19 protein-coding genes and 1 pseudogene are annotated in these 23,607 nt (G+C 64.8%); 5 read left to right on the forward strand and 15 right to left on the reverse strand.

The window, feature by feature from the left end; genetic code table 11:
• Window positions 1-85 precede the first annotated feature (85 nt).
• From FUT88_RS21310 to FUT88_RS21335, 5 genes are all read right to left on the reverse strand, one after another.
• Window positions 86-829 (reverse strand): molecular chaperone, encoded by a 744-nt coding sequence (locus FUT88_RS21310; protein ID WP_147218121.1) that lies wholly within the window; start codon window positions 827-829, stop codon window positions 86-88.
• A gap of 90 nt (window positions 830-919) precedes the next feature.
• The gene (locus FUT88_RS21315) at window positions 920-1,507 is read right to left on the reverse strand and encodes a fimbrial protein (protein ID WP_147218124.1); all 588 of its coding nucleotides are present in this window, start codon (window positions 1,505-1,507) and stop codon (window positions 920-922) included.
• Window positions 1,508-1,845: 338 nt separating this feature from the next.
• Complete coding sequence (locus tag FUT88_RS21320; RefSeq protein ID WP_186829357.1) at window positions 1,846-4,299, reverse strand: ATP-binding protein; 2,454 nt, start codon at window positions 4,297-4,299, stop codon at window positions 1,846-1,848.
• 188 nt (window positions 4,300-4,487) lie between these two features.
• Window positions 4,488-6,947 (reverse strand): ExeM/NucH family extracellular endonuclease, encoded by a 2,460-nt coding sequence (locus FUT88_RS21325; RefSeq protein WP_147218131.1) that lies wholly within the window; start codon window positions 6,945-6,947, stop codon window positions 4,488-4,490.
• A 191-nt stretch (window positions 6,948-7,138) separates the two neighbouring features.
• Window positions 7,139-7,474, reverse strand: coding sequence for an RcnB family protein (locus FUT88_RS21335; protein WP_027677896.1), 336 nt, complete (start codon window positions 7,472-7,474; stop codon window positions 7,139-7,141).
• Between the two features lie 249 nt (window positions 7,475-7,723).
• On the opposite strand from FUT88_RS21335, the gene FUT88_RS21340 reads away from it, so the two are divergent.
• Entirely contained in the window at window positions 7,724-8,356 is a 633-nt protein-coding gene (locus FUT88_RS21340) for a LysE family translocator (RefSeq protein ID WP_027677897.1), read from the forward strand.
• A gap of 93 nt (window positions 8,357-8,449) precedes the next feature.
• Here the strand turns inward: FUT88_RS21340 and FUT88_RS21345 are convergent, their stop codons facing one another.
• The 6 genes from FUT88_RS21345 to FUT88_RS21370 form a co-directional block, all read right to left on the reverse strand.
• A complete protein-coding gene (locus FUT88_RS21345; protein ID WP_024976289.1) occupies window positions 8,450-8,677 on the reverse strand; it encodes a sulfurtransferase TusA family protein in 228 nt (75 codons plus the stop codon).
• 47 nt (window positions 8,678-8,724) lie between these two features.
• Window positions 8,725-9,306, reverse strand: coding sequence for an NUDIX hydrolase (locus tag FUT88_RS21350; RefSeq protein WP_147218133.1), 582 nt, complete (start codon window positions 9,304-9,306; stop codon window positions 8,725-8,727).
• A gap of 5 nt (window positions 9,307-9,311) precedes the next feature.
• Complete coding sequence (locus tag FUT88_RS21355) at window positions 9,312-10,358, reverse strand: threonine aldolase family protein (RefSeq protein WP_147218238.1); 1,047 nt, start codon at window positions 10,356-10,358, stop codon at window positions 9,312-9,314.
• A 40-nt stretch (window positions 10,359-10,398) separates the two neighbouring features.
• Window positions 10,399-10,587 (reverse strand): 4-oxalocrotonate tautomerase, encoded by a 189-nt coding sequence (locus FUT88_RS21360; protein ID WP_147218136.1) that lies wholly within the window; start codon window positions 10,585-10,587, stop codon window positions 10,399-10,401.
• Window positions 10,588-10,624: 37 nt separating this feature from the next.
• The gene (locus FUT88_RS21365; protein WP_147218139.1) at window positions 10,625-11,410 is read right to left on the reverse strand and encodes a class II aldolase/adducin family protein; all 786 of its coding nucleotides are present in this window, start codon (window positions 11,408-11,410) and stop codon (window positions 10,625-10,627) included.
• Between the two features lie 75 nt (window positions 11,411-11,485).
• Window positions 11,486-12,700, reverse strand: a complete 1,215-nt coding sequence (locus FUT88_RS21370) for a YbfB/YjiJ family MFS transporter (RefSeq protein ID WP_147218141.1) — start codon at window positions 12,698-12,700, stop codon at window positions 11,486-11,488.
• A gap of 102 nt (window positions 12,701-12,802) precedes the next feature.
• On the opposite strand from FUT88_RS21370, the gene FUT88_RS21375 reads away from it, so the two are divergent.
• A complete protein-coding gene (locus FUT88_RS21375) occupies window positions 12,803-13,711 on the forward strand; it encodes a LysR family transcriptional regulator (RefSeq protein ID WP_147218144.1) in 909 nt (302 codons plus the stop codon).
• Between the two features lie 45 nt (window positions 13,712-13,756).
• Here the strand turns inward: FUT88_RS21375 and FUT88_RS21380 are convergent.
• From FUT88_RS21380 to FUT88_RS21390, 3 genes and pseudogenes are all read right to left on the reverse strand, one after another.
• A pseudogene (locus tag FUT88_RS21380) lies at window positions 13,757-15,863 on the reverse strand (TonB-dependent siderophore receptor).
• A 234-nt stretch (window positions 15,864-16,097) separates the two neighbouring features.
• On the reverse strand, window positions 16,098-17,147 hold the full coding sequence (locus tag FUT88_RS21385) for a purine-nucleoside phosphorylase (protein WP_147218147.1): 1,050 nt from the start codon (window positions 17,145-17,147) through the stop codon (window positions 16,098-16,100).
• Window positions 17,144-18,259: a purine-nucleoside phosphorylase gene (locus tag FUT88_RS21390; RefSeq protein ID WP_147218150.1), complete on the reverse strand. Its 1,116-nt coding sequence runs from the start codon at window positions 18,257-18,259 to the stop codon at window positions 17,144-17,146. The genes FUT88_RS21385 and FUT88_RS21390 overlap by 4 nt, the downstream gene beginning before the upstream one ends.
• A gap of 298 nt (window positions 18,260-18,557) precedes the next feature.
• Here FUT88_RS21390 and FUT88_RS26905 point away from each other — a divergent pair, with 298 nt between their 5' ends.
• Entirely contained in the window at window positions 18,558-18,686 is a 129-nt protein-coding gene (locus FUT88_RS26905) for a hypothetical protein (RefSeq protein WP_261797244.1), read from the forward strand.
• 77 nt (window positions 18,687-18,763) lie between these two features.
• Here the strand turns inward: FUT88_RS26905 and alaS are convergent, their stop codons facing one another.
• Window positions 18,764-21,406 carry an alanine--tRNA ligase gene (gene alaS, locus FUT88_RS21395; protein WP_147218153.1) on the reverse strand — a complete coding sequence of 881 codons (2,643 nt, stop codon included), beginning with the start codon at window positions 21,404-21,406 and terminating at the stop codon, window positions 18,764-18,766.
• Window positions 21,407-21,613: 207 nt separating this feature from the next.
• Here alaS and FUT88_RS21400 point away from each other — a divergent pair, with 207 nt between their 5' ends.
• Both FUT88_RS21400 and FUT88_RS21405 read left to right on the forward strand, forming a co-directional pair.
• Window positions 21,614-22,834: a CaiB/BaiF CoA transferase family protein gene (locus FUT88_RS21400; RefSeq protein ID WP_147218156.1), complete on the forward strand. Its 1,221-nt coding sequence runs from the start codon at window positions 21,614-21,616 to the stop codon at window positions 22,832-22,834.
• A gap of 45 nt (window positions 22,835-22,879) precedes the next feature.
• The gene (locus FUT88_RS21405) at window positions 22,880-23,332 is read left to right on the forward strand and encodes a DUF2214 family protein (protein WP_147218159.1); all 453 of its coding nucleotides are present in this window, start codon (window positions 22,880-22,882) and stop codon (window positions 23,330-23,332) included.
• Window positions 23,333-23,607 lie beyond the last annotated feature (275 nt).

Genomic DNA, 23,607 nt, shown 5'->3' on the forward strand with positions numbered 1-23,607 from the left:
CACATAGGCAAGCTCCGCTACGGTTGGCGCGGGCTAATCCAGCCCAGGCGGGCTGCGCCATCGAACCGGCGGGCGGCCGGCTCGATCAGTTGCCGGTAGAAACCGGCGTGCTCGGCTGACTGCCGTGCAAGGTGACGCGGTAGCTTTGGCGGCCGCCGTAGTCATTGATGACGTCGTAGCGCAGCTCAGGTACGGCGGTGTTGGCCGGCAACTTCACGGGCAATGCCACCGTGGCGCCGGGGGCAACCATCTTCGCGTCGATGACTGGTTCTTCTGCACTGCCGCTGTGTACCTTTGCGTCCACCACGGTCACGTGGTAGAGACTCGGGTTGCTCAAACGCAGCATCGCCTTGCCACCATCCTGGTTGAGCTGCCATTGCAGGCTGGCCGGAGCCTTCTGGGGGTCTGCGGTCAAACCAGCCGGCCGATAGAACACCTTGATGCGCTGGCGGACAGCCAGTTGCAATACGTTGTCGTTGGGAGCTGTCTGCGGAACCTCTTGTACGTTCAACCAGAAGGCCGACTCACGATCTGTCGGCATACCCACGCCTTCGTACAGCACGCGCAGCAATTGCTGCTGCTTTGCTGCCAGCTTCGCCAGCGGCGGGGTAATGGCAAACGGCAGTTGACCGTGCGCGCCTTCATCAAGCGGGTCAAGCCACGCTTGGATCAATGCATCGCCACCGTCGTTGTTGACAACCACGGAGGTTTCCTTGTTCTTGCCGTCAAAGATCAACCGCGTGGTGCTGAGGGAAATGTTGGCGTGACTCGCGGACGCAGCCAACGCGCACGCCAACGCCGCGCCAGCGGCGCATCGTTTTGCTTTCATATCCGGAATTGCCTGTGAAGAAATAGGCGGCAGCGGGGTAATGACCGCTGCCGATTGAAGCCAGCCGCGTGGCTGGCGCTTGTCTTACGCTTACTCGTAAGTGAGCGTGAACGGCAAGCTGGCGTTCGCGATACCCGGCTTGATCTTGGTCGGGTCTGCAGCCACGTAGGCTGCGGCGAAACGCACATTGACGGCACCACCGGTTGCGGGCACCGTGGTCTGTGCCAGCAGGTCGCCGGCGCTGAGGTCGAACGCGTTTGCGCCAGCGCCGGTACCTTCGTACACAGCAATGCCGACGCCTTGCGCGAAGCCGGCAGCAGTGTTGCCGTTGTTCACGCGCAGCGTCTTCTTGTCTGCGCTCAGGTCAGCCGCCTTGCCGGCGAACTTCATGCTGACCTTGGCGCCGGTCTTGCAGACCACGTCAATGTTTGCAGCGCCAGCGCCGCTGGTCAGACGCTTGGGCGCTGCGACCGTACCGATGTCATCGGCAGCGATGGTGCCCATGTCCACGTTGATCGTGCCTGCATCGCCCGTCAGCGAAGACACCTTGCAGGTGTCGCTCAGGATCGTGCCTTGGAAATTGATGACGCCATCCACCGACGTGGGCGTCGTTTGGGCCATTGCGGCGGCCGACAGCGTAGACATGGCGACGCCAGCCAGGAACAGTTTTGCTTTCATTGACTTACCCTTAGATTGAATCCGCGGCACGAACGTGCTGGATTTGGTCGAGAACAAATGCCTATCGAAGAAGGCAGGCGCAAGTATTCCAAGCGTGGCGGCTGCGCCATATCAGACTGTTCTGAAAAAGCGGAGGGATTCTTGCGTTCTGCTCGTATGCCGACGCTTTAGGCACTGGGGGCGCGGAGACTTTCTCGTCACGAAAGAGGCGGCTCGCTACGCATGCTGCAGAACCCGGGAATCGGTGCAGCACAAGGCTCCGTGCCGCCTCAGGCAAGGCGTACACGGCATATGTGGGGGGATGCGGAATCGGAGCGACGTTCGCTCCGTAGGCAAATTCAGGTAGTGGCGCCGTCCGTCGGGTGCAACGATTGGAGTTCCGCCAGAAGCGTATGAGCGTCTGCCGTGATGCCCCCGGAGGGCTGCGAAAGGTGCCGCTCCAATTCGCTTGCCACTTGGCGCGTTCGCAGGTCGTCCACAACAGCAGCTGCACCGACAATTCGATGCGCCGCTCGACGTGCCTGCTCGATATTCCGATCTGCGACGCCCTGGGTGAGCATCTCGAGATCGGCCTTCATCGTCTGCCGATAGATTGCATGCACGTCCCTCGCAGGCTGCAGATGATCTTCTGCAGGCTCTGCGTTGGAAGTCGAATCGCCATGGCCGCACCAGAGTTCGAGCAGTTCCCGTAATGCGGCAAGGCGCAGCGGCTTGCTCAGAACGCCGTCCATGCCGCTGTCGAAGCACCGTGTGCGATGAGCATCGTCAGCCGCGGCGGAGATCGCCACAATGGGCGTGCGTTCGCTCCCGCGCCGGTGTTCGATCTCGCGCATGCGCTGCGCGACGGTATAGCCGTCGATGCCCGGCAAGTTGCAGTCGAGCAGCACCATGTCAAACGCTGTCGACGCGAATTGTTCGAGCGCCGCCTCGCCGGTGCCTGCGACGGTTGATCGGCAAGCCAGCGCATCAAGTTGATGCTGGATCGCGTGTTGCACGGCCTCGTGATCATCGACGATCAGGACTAGCGGTCCATCGTTCGATCCCGACAACAGCGGTTTGATGGGCGGAGCCGGCGATGCCGCTTGCGCGCCAAGCGACGAATCCACGGGGGCCTGCTGTGATACCGACTCCGCGCCAGGTTCGCGCACCGGCAACATGACGGTGAACACCGTGCCGATCTCGGGCCTGCTGCTGACCGTGATCACGCCTTTCATCAGGTCGACCAACTCGCGGCAGATCGACAGGCCCAGCCCGCTGCCGCTGGCACCGCGGTTGCCTGGGCTTTCCACTCGCGCGTAGGGCTCGAAGATATGCCGTTGGCGGTCCGGGGGGATGCCCATGCCGGTGTCCCGGATTTCAAGCACAAGCGTGCCAGTCCCCCGGCGCTTTCCGGGCAGGTAGTCGACGCGCAGAACCACCTTGCCGGCCTCGGTGAACTTGATCGCATTCACCAACAGGTTCAGAACGATCTGCCGCACGCGCATGGGGTCGATTTCCACGCTGAAATCTGGCGCGCACGCTAGATCGAGGAACAACGCCAGCTTCTTCTCCTCCGAGCGCCAACGCACCATGTCGAGCGTCTGCTCGGCCCATGGCCCGATCTCGGTTCGCTGCAGCGCGAGCGTCACGCTGCGCGATTCGAGGCGCGAGTATTCGAGAACATCGTCGAGCAGCGCGAGGAGTGTTTCCGATGCCGAGACCGCTGCATTCGCGCGGCTCGCCTGTTCGCCGGTCAGCTGCGAGCGCTGGAGCAGCTCCAGCGACGCAAGGATGGTGTGCATCGGCGTGCGGATTTCGTGGCTGATGAAGGCGAGGAACATCGCCTTGTCGCGCTCACTACGTACGGCCGCAACGCGCGCGCGCCACAGCACGTACGCCAGGATCGCGAAGGCCAGCACAACACCACCAACCAGCGCAACCTGCCACCATCGGTAATGGAGGATCGACGAAAGCGACGGTGCGCCGTAGTCGGTGGTTTCCTGCCATCGGTGCCGGATGGCATCGGCCTCTGAGGCCGGAATGGCGGTGAGCGACTTGTCGAGAATCGACGCGAGCACGGTGTTGTCCTCGCGCGTGACCATCGTCAGCGCATACGGACGATCCCAGATGCTGCCTGAGAGAAAAAGCCGGCCCTTGAACTGGCGATTCAATTGCGGAAGGAGAGACGCGTCGGTCCCGAGGGCGGCGTCCGCCTCTTCGTTTGCGACGGCCTCCAGCGCATCGGACTCATCCTGAAACGTCAGCAACGTAACGGGTACATCGCTGTGGCGAATGGCAAGTTCGAGCCCGCCACCGCCTTTGATTGCAACCCGCTTCCCGGCCAGTTGCGGGAAGCCGGCAAACAGGTTTTCCCGCTCGGCCGTGACGATTGCGATTGTGCCGACGTAGTACGGCGTACTTGCAGTGAACCCGTCTCGTTGGGGTGCCGCGTCGTAGTTCTTGCCCCAGTCCGGCAACATGTCGATGCTGCCCGATTTCAACGCTGCGACGGAGCCTTTCCAGCACGCGCCGTCGACATATTCGAAGCGCAACCCGCTCAACTCCGCAACCGCCTCGAGAAACGACGGAACGATGCCAACCACCTTGCCGCCTTCGACAAACTCGAACGGACGCCAGTGCGCGTTGACACAGGTACGCACCACCGGATGCGCCGCAATCCACGCATGTTCTTCCGGCGTGAATAGCGAGGTCGCTACCGCGTGGCTGCCCGCGGACGTCAAGCCAAGCCAACCGCCCAGGATCAGCGCGCGCACCATCGCCGCTACATTATTCACAGCATCCCCAGTCGCCATATCGGAATCGATTGCATCAGCGCGTCGCGTTTGCGACGTTGCCGAGCTGCCATTCCACAAGCTTAATTCAGTCCCGAGCCAGATGGCCGGAAACTGCCCTCAGGCCGTGTAGAAGGGTCAGCGAACGCACGGATGCGATTCGACCGGGACGGTGCTGTCGCTCGTCGCCCGAGGAAGAGCGCGGACGCTCAAGACCGACACGCGCGACGCCGCGCCAGGGCTACTGCAGCGGCGGCCAGCGCGAGCCCGACGATCGGGTCCACCGCACCGGCACCTCCCTCCCCTGCGCTGCCTGGGGCACCGCCCGCCGCCGCATCGCCTTCCGGATTCGTGCCGCCACCTGCGGCTTGCGTAGTGAGCGCGAGGTCGACCAGCACCGGATCGTGGTCCGACGAGCGGTACGCGTCCGGCGCGTAGAACGTCTGCTGCTGCTCGGCGCTCTTGTAGGCGAACGAATATTCCAGCGCAATCGGCTCATCGGCGTTGATGTGCCATTCGTGCACGGCGCGCACACGCTCGGCAAGGCCCGCCGTGGCCAGCGCATGGTCGATATACCCGGCTTCGCCGCCATAGACGTAGCTGTACGCATCTTTGCCGACAAACTTCGCCACCATGTCGGCGTAGCCCTTGTCGGCGAACACCAGGATGGGGTCCTCCTTGGCATAGCTATTGAGGTCGCCGATCAGGAGCTTGCCGACATCCGCCACGCCAGTCGGCGAGGTCGCCAACCAATCGGCGATCAAGCCTGCAGCGCGGACGCGGGTGGGGTTCCAGCAGCTTTGGCCATCGCGCTGGTCGGCATCTTTGCCGGTCGCGCCGGAGCAGCCCTTCGACTTCAGATGATTGACGACCACCGTGAAGTTCTGCGTGCCGCCGATGCGCCGGAAGCTGCGCGCCAGCGGCTGGCGGTTCTTGTCGTCGATGGCCAGGGTGGCCGGCACGCCAACCGGTTCCACGGTGCGGCTGTTGTAGAGGATCGCCACCGTGATCGCATCGCTGCCGAGCTTCGGCACGCCCGGATCGACGTAGCGCCAGTCGGCACCAAGCTGGCTCGTCAGCCGGCGGATGGCGCTGAGGCTGCCGTAGCCGTCGTTCTCGATTTCCATCAGGCCGACCACGTCAGCGTCGATGGCGCGGATGGCGGCGACGATCTTGGCCTCCTGGCGTTCGAACTCCGCCGGTGTCTTGGCCCCTCGATTAGCCGGATCATCGAAGCCGGCGCCTTTGCCGTCACCGTTGAAGTAGTTCAGCACGTTGAACGACGCCACGCGCACATCGGCCTGGGCGTGGCGAGCCGGTGCGCCAGCACGCGGGTTCGGGGCGGCATTGAAAGCCGGTGCAGCCGCGCCCGGCACGGGCTGCAGGCGCCAGGCGTTGTAGCGCATTTCCAGCGCGCCCTGCACGCCGCTCACCGTATAGCCGGCGCGCACGGGGTTCGCGGCCGACAAGCCCGGCGCCGGATAGCGAACGGTGCCAGGATTCTGCTGATTGGAGCCGTCGTCGAGCACGATGCGGTTCAGCGCATTGGCCGCCGCCTGCGCTGCCGCCCCATTCCCGGGAGGCGCCACGTTTGTGGGCAGCGGCAGGCGCCCGTTGCTGAGCAGGACGCTGCCATAGCGCCCCAGCTCGTACGTTTCGCTCACCGTCAGCGTTTGCGGCAGGCGCACGAGCATCCCTTCATATGCCGACAGCGCCTTGGCATCCGCCACGGGCAACGTCACATCGACGGGCGTCACGCTGTGGCCGCTGGCGCAGCTTGCGATGCCATTCGTGGCCAGCGTCAGTTGCGTTTGGCCGTACTTTTCCTCGACCTGGCCGACGAGGTGGACGAGGTCGCCAGCGCGGGCGCTAACGCCGGGCGCATAGACGAACAGCCCTTCCGACACGCCGGGCAACCTGCGGCGCTGTGCGTCCGGTTGTTGCACGAAGAAGCCGTTGAAACCGTTGGTGCCGCTGTAGTCGGCGGTCACGACCGCTTCGATCTCGACGTTCTGACCGGCCAGCGGCGAAGTCGCGCCCGCGCCCTGCACATCCGCAAGGTGTGTTGCCGGCGCGCCGCACACGGCAACGACCGGCGATGGCGGCGTGACCGTGCCCTGCCCGTTGTACAGGCCAAGATCGGAAAAGTCGTCGATGTTGAACGCGTCCCATTGGACGGATGGATCGAAGGCCGCCGTGATGTTCGTGTCGCCCGTCTTCACCGTGCCTTTGCGGCGCAGCGTGTGGTCCTTCGTACCAGCGCTGGCTGTGCCCCAAAAGCCGGACGGCGGCTGATAGCCGACTTGGCCGATGCGATCGACAACGACGCCGGAGCGTGTCAGCGTGAGCGCGTCGTCGCCGTTGAACGAGAACGCCGTGGTCTGGTTGACGCGCGTGCCGAGCGCGCTTGCCAGCGTGCTGTGGGCCATCACGTGAACGGCCCCGGGCGCCAGCTTGCCCGAGAGCGAAAACGAAGCGGTGGGCGTGCTGGCGCCATTGTTGTACTGCTCGATCTTGTAGACCGACAGATCGGCCTCGGTGCCGTCCGGGTTGTAGATTTCGATGGCTTTGTTGTTCGAACTGCCTTCGACGTACTCGCTGATAAGAAGCTCGGCACGAGCAGGCAACGCCGCGAACAGCACGACGGGAAGGAGGAAATGCAGGCGCATGGGGATCAGGGGATGGGGGGAGAAATGGTTTCGGCATACCTTCAACAACGCCGATGACGCACGCATGGCGCGCCGTCGCCGGTCGTTCAGCATTCTGTAAGCCGAGCCATCCAGGCAGCCCGCCCTCACCAAAAAATGAAAAACCCGCGACGCTTTCGCAGTCGCGGGTTTTTTATGCAACGGATCGCTTATCAGCCGCCGATCGTCACATTGAAGACAAGGCCATCGGGCCTCACGAGGTAGTAGCCGCCATCTACACCGACCCAGTGGTAACCGCGCGGCGGGGGTGAAAGACGATGCTCGCGCCAGTCGTCAATGATGTATTGGCGATCACGGTATTCGGGTGGAATGCGCTCACCGCGGTGCCACCGGTGAGCCATCTCGCGATCGGCTCGACGGTCCATATCGACACGTTCTTCGTGGCGGTCGCGGTCCCAGCGGTGGTCGCGCTCTTGCGCATGGCTGGCCAGCGGTGCAAGCGCAGAGACGGCCAGCATCAACGACATCAGTAACTTGGTCTTTTGCATGGATTGGCTCCTTGAAGCGTCCGGACATGCCGGACCTTGTTTCCACTCTATGCCGCCCCTCCGCTCCAGGCTGTGACGAAGCACGTTAAGGATGTAACAGTGGATTTTCGAGTGCCGCGTGCGCCGCCTGAGCCGTCAGTGGACCAATACAGAATTGCCAGTTTTTGTGATTTTCTGTACCTGTCGGGCCATCGACACCGGGTGCTAGCCTGCAAGCTCCTCACCTTTGCCGCCGATTGCACATCTGCCATGCCCACCCTCACCAATCTGCTGACCTTTGCCTTGGTTGCGCTCGGCATGGTGCTGACGCCAGGCCCGAATATGATCTACCTGATCTCGCGCTCGATCTGCCAAGGGCGCAACGCGGGGCTGGTGTCGCTGGCGGGCATCGCCACAGGCTTTGTCTTCTACATGCTGTGCGCCGCATTCGGCATCACCGCCTTGCTGATGGCCGTGCCGTTTGCCTACGATGCGCTGCGCTTTGGCGGGGCCATCTATCTGCTGTACCTCGCCTGGCAGGCAGTGCGGCCGGGCGGCCGGGCGCCGTTCCAGGTGCGCGAACTGCCGATGGACAGCCCGCGCAAGCTCTACACGATGGGCTTGCTGACCAGCCTGCTCAACCCGAAGGTGGCGGTGCTGTATCTGTCGCTGTTGCCGCAGTTCATCGAGCCGGCGCACGGCAGCGTGCTGGTGCAGTCGGTCTGCCTGGGGGTCACGCAAATCTGCGTGAGCGTGACGGTCAATTCGATGATCGCGGCGACGGCGGGCAGCATCGCCGCGTTTCTCTCGCGCAAGCCGAGCTGGCTGTCGGTCCAGCGCTACCTGATGGGCACCGTGCTGACCAGCCTGGCGCTGCGCATGGCGATGGAAGCGCGCAAGTAGCCACACATAGTCGATAAAAATATCTGCCGCCAGATGAAAACGGGGCGATCCAGCCAAACCGGATCGCCCCGTTTTTTTGAACGCGCTGCCAGATCAGCGACGGCGCATATAGAACGTGAACACCTTGTCCTGCTCGCTGTGCTCCAGCAGCTCATTGCCGGTCTGCTTGGCGAATGCCTGAAAGTCCCGCGTAGCGCCGGGGTCGGTGGCAAGAATCTTGAGCACATCGCCGCTTTGCATGTCGGCAAGCGCCTTCTTCGTGCGCAGGATGGGCAGCGGGCAATTCAGGCCGCGCGCGTCGATTTCCTTTTGAAACTCCATGTCTTCCTCAGTGGTACGGGCAAGCGGCGCAGTACCGCTCGCATCAGTCATTCCGGGATTGTAACGAGCCGCGTGGGTTGCCACTGGCGCGGCGGCGGCTCGGCTGGTTCGCCGGTACGGATGTCGATGTAATTGACCGGCAGGCCGCGCGCGGTCAGGAAATCGGCGACGGCATAGCCGGTGCCGGCCGTCCACGGACGGACTTTCTCAAACGGCTTCAAGCGGTATTCGACCAACTCTTCCGACAACGCGATCTCGCCATCGGCCACCACGTGGTACGCGATGATCAGTTCGTTCTTGCGGATGAACTCATACACGCCGATCAGCGAGATCGATTGTGCGTCGAGGTTCGTCTCTTCCTTCAGCTCGCGCGCGATGCCCTCTTCGGGCGTCTCGTCGCGTTCGAGAAAGCCCGTGACGAGCGCGAACATGCCCTCGGGCCACAATGCGTTGCGCGCCAGGAACATCTGCCCGCGATATTCGACAACCGCCGCCAGGACGGGCAGCGGATTGTTCCAGTGCACGAAGCCGCAGTCCTGCGCCGGGCACGCGATGCGCAAGCGCCCGGCGTTGTGCTGCTCGACCAGCGGCGTGGCGCATTGCGGACAGAAACGGTAGTCGAAGCTCATGGCAATCAGATCGATTGAACGGCCTGCGCGCAGGCTGCGCGAATATCGGCGGCGAAGGCTTCCACCGTCTCGGGCTGCACGTCCCACGAGCACATCAGGCGGCAACCGCCCGCACCAATGAACGTGTAGAAGCGCCAGCCGCGCGCGCGCAGCGTCTCGATGGCGGGCAGCGGCAGCTCGGCGAACACGGCGTTCGATTCGGTCGGGAACATGATGCGCACGCCCGGCACGTCGGCAATGCGCGCGTGCAGCAGCTGCGCCATCGCGTTGCCGTGACGCGCGTTGCGCAGCCACACATCGTTCTCGAGCAGACCCAGCCACGGCGCCGAGATGAAGCGCATCTTCGATGCAAGCTGCCCGGCCTGCTTCACGCGATAGGCGAAGTCCTCGGCCAGGCGGCGGTCGAAGAAGACCACGGCCTCGCCGACCGGCAGACCGTTCTTCGTGCCGCCAAAGCACAGCACATCCACGCCGGCGCGCCAGGTGATCTCCGACGGATGCACGCCCAGCGACGCCACCGCATTCGCAAAACGCGCGCCGTCCATGTGCACCCGCAACTGCCGACGCTTGGCAATCGCGGCAATCGCGCGCACCTCGTCGACGGTGTAGACGGTGCCGACTTCCGTCGACTGCGTCAGCGAAACCACCTTCGGCTTCGGGTAGTGGATATCGGAGCGCCGCGTGACGAGCGCTTCGACCGCATCCGGCGTCAGCTTGCCGTTTTCGCCTTTGGCGGTCAGCAGCTTGGAGCCGTTGGAGAAAAACTCCGGGCCGCCGCATTCGTCGGTTTCGATGTGCGCCAGCTCGTGGCAGATCACGGAGTGATACGACTGGCACAGCGACGACAGCGCCAGCGAATTGGCCGCCGTGCCGTTGAAGACAAAGAAGACTTCGCAGTCGGTCTCGAACAGGTCGCGGATGCGGTCGCACACGCGCTGCGTCCAGGAATCGTCGCCATAGGCCGGCTCATGGCCGCTGCCGTTGGCCTCCAGGAAATACTTCAGCGACTCCGGGCAGAAGCCCGCGTAGTTGTCTGAGGCGAAATGCTGCATGGGCTGCATGGCGGACCGGCAAATGAGAGTGGAGGACGGGTTACTTCTGTTCGGACCACAGCACGCCGCCGGTGGCCCAGTTTTCGCGCTTGATGTCGGTGATGATGATGTCGACGGCAGCCGGCGCGCAGCCGAGCGATTCGCACGTGACGCGCGTCACTTCTTCGACGAGCTTCCTCTTCTGCTCAACGCTGCGGCCCTCGAACATCTCGATATGGAAAGTCGGCATGGTGTCTCCTGTTTAGTGGGTCGCTTTGACAGTCGCGTCAGTCACGATATGAAGCGTCGATTTTATCCAGTTTGCGCAGCAGCGCCGGCCACTCGATCACGCCTTCGATGGCGCCGCCATCTTCGAGCTGCTCTGCCGCGCGGTCTGCCACTTCCGGCGCGGGCGAGACGACCTCGCCGCCGGCAAGCGCCTGAATCTGGATCTCGCATGCCTTGATGAGCGTGGCCATCAGCACGTGTGCCTCGGCCACGGTCCGGCCGATGGTGAGTGTGCCGTGATTGCGCAGCAGCATGGCGAAATGATGGCCGAGCGACGCGGTCAGCCGCGCGCCCTCTTCCGGCGTAAAGGCAAGTCCTTCGTAATCGTGATAGGCGATGCGCCGGTGAAACCGCAGCGCATGCTGAGACAGCGGCAGCAGCCCGTGCTTCTGCGCGGACACGGCAATGCCCGCCGTGTTATGCAGATGGATCACACACTGCGCGTCGGGCCGCGCGGCATGCACGGCAGCGTGCAACGCAAAACCCGTCACGTTGACGGACGGACGCGCCGCTGCATCGGGCCAATCGCCGACGAGTTGGCCGCAGCCATTGATCTTGACCAGGTTGGATGCGGTGATCTCGTCGAACGCGAGGCCGAACGCGTTGATCAGGAAGTGATCGGGCTCGCCCGGCACGGTGGCCGACAGATGGGTGTAGACAAGGTCGTCCCAACCGTTGAGCGCGGCCAGTCGGTACGCGGCCGCAAGGTCGACCCGCACGGCGCGCTCGGCCTGGCTGATCTCGCCGCCGGGCACAACGGCATCGGGGCGCAAGGCAAAAGACATGAGGCTCCTCCAATGGAGGAGGCATTCTAGAACGGGCGCGTCGACCGCGTGGTGCGCGCCCTCACATGTCGCGCCTTACGCACGCGCGGGCGACGCGCGCCTGACCGCAACGAAGATCACCACGCCCGCCACCAGCGACACCGCCGCCACCGCCAGCGATGCATTGAAGCCGCCCGTGGCAGCAAACAGCCGGTTCGCCAGCGGCGGCCCCGCGATCTGGCCAATGCCATACGCGGCCGTCATGAGCCCCATCAGACGGGGCGCAGCATGCGGCCAGAGCCGACGCGCCTCGCGCATGGCGAACAGCGTGATCGCGGTGAACGGCAGGCCGAGCAGCGTGCTGGACAGCGCCAATCCCGCCACCGTGGGCCACACGATGCTGATCGCCACGGCAACCGCTTGCATTGCGTATGCCGTGGCGAGCAGCGAGCGGTTGTCGCGCGCCAAACTGATCCGGGTCGAAAGGAATGCGCCGAGGGCGACGCCCACGCCAAACATCGGCCAGAACAGATCCGGCCAGACGGAACCGGCCGGGAGGACCTTGCGCGCTATCACGGGCAGAAATGTGGCGGTGATGATGTAACCGAAGCCGGCCAGGCCGTAGGCAATCGTGAGCGCGCTGGTAGGCCCATCCAGGCCGGGTGCCGCGCCGGAAGCCGCCGGCGCCGGCGCAGCATGCGCATGAGCTTCCGGCCGAATGGTCGACCACACCGCCGCAGAGAGCAGCGCTGAGAGCACGCCAAACGCCAGCCATGCCGACGTGGCGTGCCAACCCAGCGCCACCATGCCGCTGGCAGCCAGCCCCGGAATAGCGATGCCCAAGCCGGGCCCGCAGAAGATGATGCCGCCAAGCGCCGCATGCCCAAGCTCGGTCAGCCGATGCAGGCACCAGCCCGCCGTAAAGACGAACACGAGCGCGCTGGCCATGCCTGCCGCAAAGCGCAGCACAAGCCACGCAGGCTGCCCTTGCAGCACGCCCATTCCGGCCGTCAGCAGCACCGTCGCAACCAGGCCGGTGCGGATAAGCCGCGCCGCGTCGCCACGCACCGCCATGCAGGCCAGGGCGCCCACGAAATAACCAAGGTAATTGCCGGTGGCCAGCCAGCTGCCCTGCGCCAGCGTCAGGCTGCCGTCGTGCAGCATCATCGGCAGGATCGGCGTGAAGGCGAAGCGGCCGATGCCCATTGCCACCGACAGCGCGACCATGCCTGCAATTGCCACGCGCCAGGCGGTGGCCCGCTGGGAATGCGCGGCGGACGCGGCGGAGGTGGACGACAGGATGTGCTCCATGGAAAGGCCTGGATGAGGAGATCGGCACTTCATCGTACGCAAGGCCGCTCATCCTGAAAAATGAATTATATTGAACAAACCCATTAGCATTTGAGATACATCATGGATCTGTCCTCGCTCGAGATCTTCCGGACGGTCGTGCGCGAAGGCGGTGTCACGCGGGCGGCCCAGCAGCTGAATCGCGTGCAGTCGAATGTGACGACCCGCATCCGCCAGCTCGAGGCATCGCTCGGCGTGCAGCTGTTTGTGCGCGAAAGCAAGCGCATGGTGCTGACGCCGGCCGGGCAGACCTTGTTGACCTACGCCGACGACATCCTCCGCCTGGCCGCCGAAGCGCGCCAGGCCGTGCAGCCGCGCGAGCCACACGGGCGCCTGCGGATTGCCTCGATGGAAAGCACGGCGGCCAGCCGCCTGCCGGCCCTGCTCGCCACGCTGCATCAGCGCTGGCCGCGCGTGCAGCTTGAACTGGTGACGATGACCACGCGCCAGTCCCTTCAGGCGTTGTCGAACTTTGAAGTCGATTGCGCGTTCGTTGCCGAAACCGCGTGCCTGAACAACACGCGCGCCGCCATGACGACGCTGCCGGCCTTTGCGGAAGAGCTGATACTGATTGCACACCGCGCCCATCCGCCCATCCGTCGAGCTTCGGATGTGCAGACCACGGGCCTGCTCGCATTCGAACCCGGCTGCGCCTATCGGCAACTGATCGAAGACTGGTTTTCAGCAGACAGTGTGGTGCCGTCGCGGGTGCTGGAGCTTGGCTCGTACCACGCCATCATCGCGTGCGCGGCGGCCGGGATTGGCGTGGCGCTGGTGCCGCGCTCGGTGCTCGAGCTGTATACGAATGCGCCGGAAATCAGCATCCACTCGCTCGGCAAGCCGGGCCGTGTCGACACGCTGCTTGCCTGGCACCGCGACATGGCTGGCCCCGCCCTGCAGGCGCTGGTGCAACTGCTGAGCGAGCCGCAACCGACGGCAAAGGCCTCTGCGCGCGAGGCCGTTGCAGCCTGATGGGAAAGCAGAGATCGAGACTGCACCGCCCTCAGCTGACCGATCTCACAGGTCAATCTTCATGCCGAGTTTGAAGAGCCGCGGCGCCCCCATCGACAGACGATTGTTGCCGGCGCCCGCCCAGTAGCGCTTGTCGGTCAGGTTGTCGACGTTGAATTGCAGCGTTGCGCGCTTGCCCGAAATGCGCGTCACGTAGCGCACGCCGGCGCTAAAGAGCGTCGTGCCGCCCAGCTCTGCCTGGTTGGCGTCGTTCACGGGGCGCGGGCCGAGATAGTAGGCGCCCGCGTTGAACGAGACGGAAGGCAGCATCGGCAACGTGTATTCGGCAAAAACGCTGGCGGTGCTGCGCGGCGTGTTTTCCGGCGTTTTTCCGTCGAGGCCGTTGCCAACGCCGCGGAACTTCGCGTCCGTCCAGCCGGCGGAGGCCAGCAGCGACAAGTCCTTGGTGACGCGCCCCTGCGCGGTCAGTTCGATACCCCGAATCCGCTCGCGGCGTCCTGCACGAAGATGTTTGCGTCGTTGGTGTAGCTCGCCGCCCGGTCGATGTCGTACACAGCGGCGGCGAGTTGCGTGCCGGCCGGCGTCTCGTAGCGCACGCCTACTTCCTTCTGTTCCGACAGCGCAGGCGGCATGGCCACGTTGGCGTTGGCGGCCGTGTTCGGTGCCCGCGCGCCGGCTTCCAAGCCCTGCGCGTACGACGCATACGCCGACAGCGCGGCGTGAACTTGTAGATGACGGCACCCAGCGGCGTGGTCTTGCTGGCCTCATAGCGGTTGGGCGCCTGCTCGCTGGTGTAGCGCGTGTAGCGCAAGCCGGCGATGACTTGCCAGTGCTCCGATAGCGTCACGCGATCGAGCGCGTAGACGCCGGTATCAACCGCGCGCTGCTCGGCCGTAAAGCCGGTGCCGGTGGTGGGCAGCCAGCCGAGGTCGACGGGGTTGTACAGATTCTGCGTGCCAGAAAAGCGGTCGGAGTACACCGCCGCCTGACGCATGTCGGAACGCGCAATGCCGAAGGTCAGGTCGTGCGTGATCCAACCCGTCTTCTCGGTACCGGAAACGTCGGCCCGCACGTGGCTTGTATTCCAGCGACCGCTCTGGCGCTGGCCGGACAGCGTGCCGGCGCCCGTCAGCGCGTTGGTCAGCTTGAATTCGGAAAACGCCCGCGTGCGCGCCGTCTCCGAGATGCCGCCCTCCACCGTCAGCAGCCACGCATCGGCGAGCGCGTAATCGGCACGCAGCAGCGCGTTGGTGTTGTTGCCATCAAAGTCGGCCCAGCCCGGCGAAATGCGTTTGCTCGGGTCGGGCATGGCCGGCAAGGTGATGACGCCGTTTTTGGCGGCGGGCAGCGTCACCACCGACTGCTCGGTGATGACCTTGCGCGAATATTCCACGTCGGCCTTCAGGCTCAGGCGGCTGTTGACCTTCCAGTCGAAGGCCACGGCGGCAAGCTGGCGCGTGCCGTCAATGCCGCTGGTAGGCGACTGCAACGAGCCGCCCGCGGCGTTGAAGCGAATGCCGTACTGATTGTCTTCACCGAAGCGCCGGCCGACGTCGAGCGTGCCGACAGCGGTGCCGTTGCTGTCGAACTGCATGCCCAGCGTGGTGACCGACGTGTTGCCCGCCCGCTTGGTCACGAGATTCACCACGCCACCCGGCGTCGTGTAGCCGTAATACAGCGCCGACACGCCTTTCAGCACCTCCACGCGTTCCTTGTCTTCCAGCGGGATCGCCGTGAGCGCCGGAATCGGCATCGAGCCGTTGAAGCGGAAATTGGTGCGGTTTTCCAGCGTCACGCCGCGGATGGCGAGGTTGTCGAACGTTTCGCCCGACAGCTGCTGGCGCGTCACGCCGGCCGTATTGCGCAGCGCGTCGTACAGCGACGTGTCTTGCTGCGCGTCGAGCGCCTCGCGCGTAACTACGTTCACCGTCGCAGGAATGTCGCGCAACGCCATGCCGCGGAACGCCCCAACCTGCGCCGTGCTGGCCGCAAAGCCCCGCTGGCTGCCTGCCGTGACGGTCGTTTCGTTGAGGTCGACCGTCGCACCAACCGCGGCCGGCTGGCCTGCTTCGGCATGCGCCAATGTGGAAACGGCAAGAGGAATGGCGGCAAGCGCGCAGGAAAAAGCGCGGGCCGTGAGATGACGGTTCATCGCAGGCAACAGGGTCGATCAGGATTTGGCGAAACCGGACGCGCAGCAATGCGCTGAGAGAAGAGAAAACGCGCCGCAAAACATCACGCGGCGCGTCGATCTGTTGGCTGGCAGGTGGAAACCCGCTGGCTCGCCCGGCTGGAGCGATGGTCAGCGGGTCGGCATTCGCCCGTGGCCTTCCATCAAATGAGAATGATTCGCATTATATAGATTGAAATGTGATGTCAGCAACTGTTAATTCGCCGGCACCCCCTGCTTCCACTGGGGCCAGTGCTGCACGATGTCGTCCAACAACGGCTTGGCCGCATTGACGAGATTGTGCGTGGCCGGCACGAAACCGCCCTGCTGCGCGTAGTTGATGAGCCCGTCGGAGGCGGTCTGGCCGTCGTACGGACGGTCGAAGTCGGACCCGGCGCGCAGCAGTGCCACGCGGCTGAAGTCGACCTTGCCGGCACGGGCGCCGCGCGTCAGCACTTCCAGCGTGGCGTTGTCTTCCTGCGCCGTCGTGCAGTAGGTGCCCTTGTTGTCGGTCATCGTCTTCACCCAGTCACGTGCGCGCTGTCCGAGGTTGCGGCCGGCCCACCATGTATCGGCGGAAGCCACGTCGCACTGGATGACGGCAGGCGGCTGGTTGGCCGGCGCATATGCGTAGTTCTTGCGGAAGGCGATGGCCTCGGGGCTGTCTTCCAGCGTCGCCGATTTCGACAGCGTGTACGCCTTCTGCAGCAGCGTCTCGTTGAGCTGGAACACCTCCGTGCGATAGTCCATCGGCGGCTTCTCGCCGGGGCCCTTGGTGCCAATGCCGAAGTAGCCGTACGGCCAGCCGGCCGGCATCTCGCGCGCATCGATCTCGTGCGAAAGGCCGTAATCGACCGCATACCGCGCCCACGCCGCAGAGCCTACCGTCCCCTGCCCCGGATCGATGCCCGCAATGCCGGCAATCACAAAATACGTGTGCGAGAGGTCCAGCTTGCTGCGATAGAGCAACGCGGAAATCGTCGACGCGGCATTGGCGTAGCCCATGCCCGTGGTGACCTGACAGATGCCGTCGTAGTTGCATAGCATGTTCGGCGCATCGGGCGACAGGCCGGAGATATAGACCTTCTCCTTCAGGTCGTAGCGGTCGATAAAGGGTTGGGCTTCGCCCTGGAACATATTGATGACGATGACCTTCACTCCGTCATACGCGCAGCTGTTCAAGGTCAGCGCTGCGGCACCGACGGCGCAGAGCTTCGCGATCGTACGCAAACGCGGCATGGGCATCTTGAGTCGGGAATCGATCATGGCGAGGGCACTCCGTGTTTCCACACGCTCCAGCGCGTGACGATCTCGTTGACCAGCGGACCGCCCGCCAGGTACAGGTTGTTGAGCGACGGCACGAACCCGCCCGAGTTGCTGTTGACCAGCGAGTCGTACGGCGTCTGCCCCGGATACGGCCGATCGAAGTTGGACGCGGTGCGCAGCACGGCCACACGCTGCAGGTCGAGCAAACCCGCCTTCGCACCGCGTGTGAGCGCCTCGAACGTGGCGTTGTCTTCCTGCTGCGTGGTGCAGTAGGTGCCCTGCCCGTCCGTCAGCAGCTTGACCCACGCAGCTTCACGCTCGCCCAGCTTGGCGCCGTGCCAGTACGTGTTGCCGGCAGCGGTGTCGCATTGCACGACAGAGGGCGGCTGGTTGGCCGGTGCGCTCGGGTAGTTGGCGCGATAGGCCCGCGCGGTGGCGTTGTCGTCCAGCACCGCGCCCTTGGACAGGGCCAGCGCCTTCTGCAGCAGCGCCTCGTTCACGCGAAAGACTTCGGTCTTGTAATCCAGCGGCGGCTTCTGCCCGGGGCCTTGCGTGTTGATGCCGATGAAACCGTTCGGCCAGCTGGCGGGCACCTCGCGCGCGTCGATCTCCCACGCGATGTCGCTGTCGACCAGGAAGCGCGCCCACGCGGCGCTGCCGAGCGTGCCCTGCGACGGGTCGATCCCCGCAATGCCCGCCACGAGGAAGTACGTGCGCTGCAGATCGAACTTGCCGCTGTAGATCAGCGCCGACACCGACGACGCGGCATTCGCCTTGCCCATGCCGGTGGTGAGCTGGCAGACGTCGCTGGCGTTGCAATGCACGTTCGGATAGTCGATGGACAGGCCCGGCACCGGCACGTCCTGCGTGAGGCCGAGCTTGTCGATCCAAGGCTGCGCCTCGGGCGCGAACATGCTGATGATCAGCACCTTGACCTTGCGCGCGTGCGACTCCGGCGCAAGTTGCGCACCCGGCTGCGTCGATGCGCCAACGCCTGCCGCCAGCAACGCACCAACCGCGACGGCACGCGCCAATCGTTTGCCTTTGCGCCCGAGCAGCCGGTGCGGCGGCTGCGGCGGCGGGGCGTCGACCTTCTCAGATAGGACGCTCATGGTTCTCCTCGGATTTTGGGGATAGGGATGGGATCAACCCGCGCTGTGGGGAACAGCGCGCGCCACCGATGCAAGTTGTCTGCCAGGCGGCACACAATCTCTACGCAATCGGCAACGTGTTCCGGTATAGGCCATGGCGGCGCCTGTCTCCAGCTGGGCACCGTTCCGGAGCTTGTTCTTACGGCGCAGACAAGCCCCACAGCGGGGCGCGCCTTGCCCTGAAATTCAGGCTACCGCCCTACGGAAATCCGTTGATGCGTTGCGCAAATGGTTCCGCGTCACGCCGATCGCCGGTGCCTTGCGACCCAGCACCGTCCGCCACGACCCGGGGAAGCAGGCCGAGGCCACTACGTTCGGCATCTTTGAGGGCGTGGCGGCGGATAAGCGCCTGCGCATCTTCCCGCTGGAAACCACACCCCCTCGCTGATCGCCCAAAGCAAAACGGCGCGCGCCCCGTTGCCGGGAACGCGCGCCGTTCAGCGCATGCGGTGCGAAGGCGTTACATCAGACCTTCTGCTGGACCCACGCTGCCACACCGGCCAGCGCCTGCGGCAGGTTGTCCGGCTCCGTGCCGCCAGCCTGTGCCATGTCCGGGCGGCCGCCGCCCTTGCCGCCGACCTGCTGGGCGACAAAGTTGACCAGCTCGCCGGCCTTGACCTTGGCCGTGGCGTCGGCCGTCACGCCGGCAATCAGCGCGACCTTGCCGTCGCTCACGCTGCCCAGCACGATGGCCGCGGTCTGCAGCTTGTCCTTGAGCTTGTCCATGGTCTCGCGCAGCGTCTTGGCATCGGCGCCGTCCAGCTTGGCAGCCAGCACCTTGATGCCGGCCACGTCCACGGCCTGGCTCACGAGTTCGTCGCCCTGGCTTGCGGCCAGCTTCGACTTCAGGCGCTCCAGTTCCTTCTCGAGCGTCTTGACCTGGTCCTGCACCTGCACGATGCGCTGCGTCAGTTCCGACGGCTGCGCACGCAGCGCGGCGGCCGCTTCGTTGATGCGCGTATCGAGCGTCTGCAGGTAGTGCAGCACGTTGTCGCCGGTGATGGCTTCCACACGGCGGATGCCCGCTGCCACGCCCGACTCGCTCACGATCTTGAACAGGCCGATGTCGCCCGTGCGCGCCACGTGCGTGCCGCCACACAGTTCCTTCGACGAACCGATCGACAGCACGCGCACTTCGTCGCCGTACTTCTCGCCGAACAGCGCCATCGCGCCATTCTTGACCGCGTCGTCAAAGCCCATCAGCTGCGCGCTGGTGGCAGCGTTGGCAAAAATTTCTGCGTTGACGCGCGCTTCCACTTCGCGAATCTGCAGCGGCGTCATCGGTGCGTTGTGTGAGAAATCGAAGCGCGTCTTTTCCGCATCGACCAGCGAGCCCTTCTGCTGCACGTGGCTGCCCAGCACTTCGCGCAGCGCCTTGTGCATCAGGTGCGTTGCCGAGTGGTTGCGCATGGTGCGCGCGCGGCGCACTGCGTCCACTTCCGCCGCCACGGCATCGCCAACCTTCAGCACGCCGGTGCGCAGCTCGCCGTGGTGACCGAACACTTCCGGCTGCACCTTCAGCGTGTCGACCACGTCAAACCAGACGGTCGCGGCCTTCAGCGTGCCCTGGTCGCCAACCTGGCCGCCCGATTCCGCATAGAACGGTGTGTGGTCCAGCACCACCACGCCGGTCTGGCCCGGATGCATTTCCTGCACCGATGCGCCATCCACAAACAGCGCCGTCACCCGCGCGGTTTCGCGCACGAGCTGCTCGTAGCCGTGGAAGGTGGTCTTGTCGCCGGTGTAGTCGAGCGTGCCGGCGGCCATCTTGAACTTGCCGGCGGCGCGTGCCTGTTCGCGCTGGCGAGTCATGGCGGCATCAAAGGCGGCTTCGTCGACGATCACGTCGTTCTCCCGACAGACGTCTTGCGTCAGGTCCAGCGGGAAACCGTAGGTGTCGTGCAGCTTGAAGGCCAGTTCGCCGTCGAGCATCTTGGCGCCGGAGGTCTTCAGCTCTCCCAGCGCGGCGTCGAGGATCGACATGCCGTGCTCGATGGTCTCGAAGAAGCGGGCTTCTTCCGTACGCAGCACTTCGACCACGCGGTCGCGCGCCTCGCGCAATTCCGGATAGGCTTCGCCCATCTGCGCGACGAGGTCGTCCACGAGCTTGTGGAAGAACGCTGCGCGGCAGCCGAGCTTGTAACCGTGGCGGATGGCGCGGCGGATGATCCGGCGCAGCACGTAGCCGCGGCCTTCATTGCCCGGGATCACGCCGTCGACGATCAGGAACGAGCATGCGCGGATGTGGTCGGCAATCACGCGCAGCGAGTTGTTGGCCAGATCCTTGGTGTTGGTCTCGCGCGCGGCGGCGGCGATGAGCGCCTGGAACAGGTCGATCTCGTAGTTGCTGTGCACGTGCTGCAGGATCGCAGCCAGACGCTCCATGCCCATGCCGGTGTCGACGCACGGTGCGGGCAGCGGGGTCAGCGTGTATTCGCCGGTCGCCGGATCGAGCTGGCGATCGAACTGCATGAACACGTTGTTCCAGATTTCGATGTAGCGGTCGCCGTCGGCTTCCGGGCTTCCCGGGGGGCCGCCCCACACGTCCGGGCCGTGGTCGTAGAAGATTTCCGAGCACGGGCCGCACGGGCCGGTTTCGGCCATCTGCCAAAAATTGTCGGAGGCGTACGGCGCGCCCTTGTTGTCGCCGATGCGCACGACGCGCTCGGGCGGCAGGCCGATGACCTTGGTCCAGATGTCGTAGGCCTCGTCATCGGTCTGATAGACGGTGGCCCAAAGCTTCTCGGCCGGCAGCTTGTATTCCTGCGTCAGCAGCTCCCACGCCCACACGAGTGCGTCGCGCTTGAAGTAGTCGCCGAACGACCAGTTGCCGAGCATTTCGAAGAACGTGTGGTGACGCGCGGTGTAACCAACGTTTTCCAGGTCGTTGTGCTTGCCGCCGGCGCGCAGGCAGCGCTGCACGGAGGCCGCGCGCACGTACGGGCGCTTGTCGGTGCCGAGGAAGACGTCCTTGAACTGCACCATGCCGGAGTTGGTGAACAGCAGCGTCGGGTCGTTGCCCGGCACCAGCGGCGAGGAGCGCACCACGGTGTGGCCCTTCGTCTCGAAGAACGTCAGGAATTTTTGGCGGATATCGGAGGCTTTCATGTCGCGGGGTGCCGGAGTCAGCATTGCGCCTTGGAGCATCCCGCTCCTGAGCGCCTTGGATTAGTGCAAACCGTTGATTATACGGGGTTCGCGCCCGGGTCGCGTCCATTCTGCGCCGCATTTTCCCCGGTCGGTCGCATGGGCCTGGGGCCTCGCCGGGGCGTGGTGTAGAGTGCACCCGTTCCAATCGTGCCGATTTGTCAACCTATGGGCGCTCTGAGCCATCTTCGTGTTCTCGACCTGACCCGCGTGCTTGCCGGCCCCTGGTGCGCGCAAAACCTCGCCGATTTTGGCGCCGACGTCATCAAGGTGGAGCGCCCCGGCGCCGGCGACGACACCCGCACCTGGGGCCCGCCCTGGCTCAAGGACGAAGCCGGCCAGGACACCGCCGAAGCTGCGTACTACCTGGCTGCCAACCGCAACAAGCGCTCCATCACCGTCGACATCAGCACGCCCGAGGGCCAGGACATCGTCCGCAAGCTTGCAGCGCATGCCGACGTGGTGCTCGAGAACTACAAGGTCGGCCAGCTCAAGAAATACGGCCTCGACTACGCCTCGCTCAAGGCCGTCAAGCCGGACCTCGTCTATTGCTCCATCACGGGCTTCGGCCAGACCGGCCCTTACGCCGCCCGAGCCGGCTACGACTTCATCGTGCAAGGCATGGGCGGCTTCATGAGCCTGACCGGCGAGCGCGACGATCTGCCCGGCGGCGGCCCGCAAAAGGCCGGCGTGGCCATCTCCGATTTGATGACCGGCATGTATGCCACTGTGGCCGTGCTGGCCGCGCTCGCCCACCGTGACCGCACCGGCGAGGGCCAGTACATCGACATGGCGCTGCTCGACGTGCAGGTCGCGATGCTGGCCAACATGAACACCAACTACCTGGCCAGCGGCCAAGCGCCCAAGCGCTGGGGCAACGCGCATCCAAACATCGTGCCGTACCAGACGTTCCAGGCAGCAAACGGCTGGATCATCGTGGCGGTCGGCAACGACGGCCAGTTCCGGCGCTTTGTGGATGCGGGCGGCATACCCGAGCTGGCCGACGACCCGCGCTTTGCCACCAACCCGCAGCGCGTGGCCAACCGCGACGTGCTGGTGCCGATCCTGGCGGAGATGGTCAAGCGCCTGAGCAAAGGCGAATGGATCGACAAGCTCGAAACCGCCGGCGTGCCGTGCGGCCCGATCAACTCGCTCGACGAGGTGTTCGGCAACGAGCAGGTGCAGGCGCGCGGCCTGCGCGTCGATCTTCCTCATCCGAGCGCCGGCACCGTCAAGCTGGTCGGCAGCCCCGTCAAGATGAGCGCCACGCCGCCCAAGGCCGCAAGCCATCCGCCGCTGCTGGGCGAGCACACCGAGGCCGTGCTGCGCGACGTGCTGAACCTGAACACGGAGCAGATCGAAACGCTGCGCACGCGCGGCGTGATCTGAGCCCGGCAATTTACGCTAACCCTTTCCTACCCTGACGAGGTCAACATGTGGCTTGATGCGTTGCTGGCTTACCTGCATTACATCTCGATCTTCACGCTGATCGTCTTCATCACCGCCGAAGCCGTTGTACTGCGGCCCGACATGACGCCCGAGATCCGCAAGCGCCTGGCGCGCTATGACGCCGTGTACGGCGCCGCTGCGGTGGCGGTGGTTGTCACCGGCGTGCTCCGCGTCGTCTACGGAGCGAAGGGCTACGCCTTCTACGTTCACAACCCGGTATTCCACCTCAAGGTTGGCCTGTTCATCCTCGTGGGTCTGATGTCGATCGTTCCGACCATCAACATCCTGCGCTGGAAGAAGCAAGGCAAGACCCTGCCCGACTTCGTGCCAACGCCGTCGGAAATTGCCAAGACGCGCCGCTGGGTCATGATCGAGTCGCACCTGATCATCTTCATTCCACTGGCGGCCGTGCTGATGGCGCGCGGTATCGGCATGTGATTGCAGGGGGCCAGGCAATCGTGTTCTGCGGCCCCGAATTTTCTCAGCGCAGCCCTAGGGACAAACCCTGAATCGTTTGCCCAGGCGCCGCGCGGGGCCATGACAAGGCCCGCCCTCCCCTCCGCAAGGTGCTTGAAAGCCGGTCTGCTTAGCGTGCAAACTTGGTCGCCTTACAAGGCACAGGCGGCCTGCCACACCCGGCGCGGCACGCCACCCCGAGGAGACCAGACTTGCAGAACGATCCACAAGGTCGTCCGGTGATCCGCAGTCACCAG

This window comes from Ralstonia sp. TCR112 (assembly GCF_007997035.1).
GTDB classification, from domain to species: domain Bacteria; phylum Pseudomonadota; class Gammaproteobacteria; order Burkholderiales; family Burkholderiaceae; genus Ralstonia; species Ralstonia edaphi.